The organism is Plesiomonas sp., assembly GCF_051650925.1.
Taxonomy (GTDB): domain Bacteria; phylum Pseudomonadota; class Gammaproteobacteria; order Enterobacterales; family CAMTGL01; genus Plesiomonas.
The window spans coordinates 1-1,738 of sequence record NZ_JBOFRH010000399.1 but is presented as its reverse complement, the minus strand read 5'-3'; the positions used below and the strand labels follow the sequence as shown (position 1 = coordinate 1,738).

Sequence of the window (1,738 nt, the reverse complement as noted above, 5' to 3'; positions counted from 1 at the left end):
TAGCAATCACCTGCAGTTCATGCCCCTGCACCGAAAAGCAAAAATAAGAAGATGAAGAGCCGTTGATAACACGCAGCCGGATACGCTCACCGGGCTTCGCCTCCACGATAAATGGCTTTTCTGGCAAGCAGCCATTAAGAGGGAAACGGGTATATTGCACATCCACACCAAATTTTTTGCCGCCCGGATACGGAAAAACAGCTTCTTTCGGCGGTAATGTTGGCGCTATGGCCGCCTCTGGCGCTGGCTTATGCTGTAACGCATCCAGCACTTGATACGGATCAGCGGATAAGCGGTCCTCCATAAACAGCACCGCTTCTTTGTCGTAAACAAACGGCTCATCAGGATCTTCCAAAATCAACGGGCCCGCCAAGCCCTGCTGATCTTGCAAGCCAAAATGCGAGTGATACCAATAGGTTCCCCCCTGCACTACCGGCCAGCTGTAGGTGGTTTCTACACCTTGCGGGAGCGGCACTTGCGAAACATTCGGCACCCCATCCATCAAGTTAGGCACTAAAATTCCATGCCAATGTACGGTGGTCGGCTCTTTCATCCGGTTACGCACGGTGGTGTAAAAGATATCCCCTTTTTTGAGCCGAATTTCCGGCCCACATGGCTGATCATTAATCTGAATCAGCTGGCAGCCTTGCGGCATTTTTGGCCCGTAGGCGATATCCAAGTTAAATTGTTGCCATGGGAAATTGCCGGATAACGGCGTCGGAATCGCCGCTTTGCCTTCATCCTCAGGCGCTGAAGATGGCATGCATGCCGCTCTAACACTCGACGACAAAGCCAATAGCGGCTGTGCCGCCAGCATTGCGCCTGTCACCCCTAACAGCTTACGACGAGTCAAATTGCAGGAGGCTGACTCCTGCGTTGAAGCCGTTGCACTGGTACGATGGAAAATAGATTTGATATTCATCTGGACAACCACAAAATACAGTCAATATTGTCATGCTGCGCCACACTGCTACATGCGTATAAATCCATCAGATAGTGACCGAGCGGCGTACAGCATCATTATTGGTAGGATAACGCTGCGGGATTTGTCGGGTTATCAGGCTATGTAAGCAAAAGCCGCAAACCGTATTGCCAATTACAACTGGCAATATCCGGTATTCATCCGCTACAACCCGCAATATCAAGGCCCGTACTCAAGGAATTACAACGAACTAGGTGAGACTGTAAGTAAAAATCGCAGGAAGGAAGGGTAGCAACACAAACAAAAAAGCCGAAGAGCACCACGCACTCTCCGGCCTGTATTCAGAGAATTTTCGCTAGAATAAGCGTTTTTTAATCTGCCCCAACGCGCTCACTACCACAAAAACCGCCATGCCGACCAATACACCAAACAGTGCATTCAGGAACATTGGCATCAGGGCTGTTAATACGCTCCCCATAGAGCCCATCAATGTCAGTGACGCAGTCAAATCCAACATAGCTACCGACACAAAATGCAAGCCGTGCGCCACAATGCCGCCACCGACCATAAACATGGCAACGGTACCAATCACCGTCAGCGAACGCATCAAATACGGTGCTGCCATCAAAATGCCATAACCCACTTTGTGCAATACCCGTACCGGTAAACTGTTACCGGGGATGCGCGCCAGATACAAACCACCATCATCCAGCTTCACAATCACCGCCACAATGCCATACACCCCAACGGTCATGACAATCGCCACCGCCGCCAATACCGAGAACTGCACAGTCAAAGAGTAAGCAGCCACCGTAC

2 protein-coding genes are annotated in these 1,738 nt (G+C 50.6%); both read right to left on the bottom strand.

Features of this window, described 5'->3' with window-relative positions; translation table 11 throughout:
- A partial coding sequence (locus tag ACRC27_RS09210) for a multicopper oxidase family protein (protein WP_438639742.1) occupies positions 1-922 on the bottom strand: 922 nt, incomplete at its 3' end.
- A gap of 355 nt (positions 923-1,277) precedes the next feature.
- Positions 1,278-1,738, bottom strand: a 461-nt coding sequence (locus ACRC27_RS09205) for a DUF808 family protein (RefSeq protein WP_438639741.1), incomplete at its 5' end; no start/stop codon positions are given.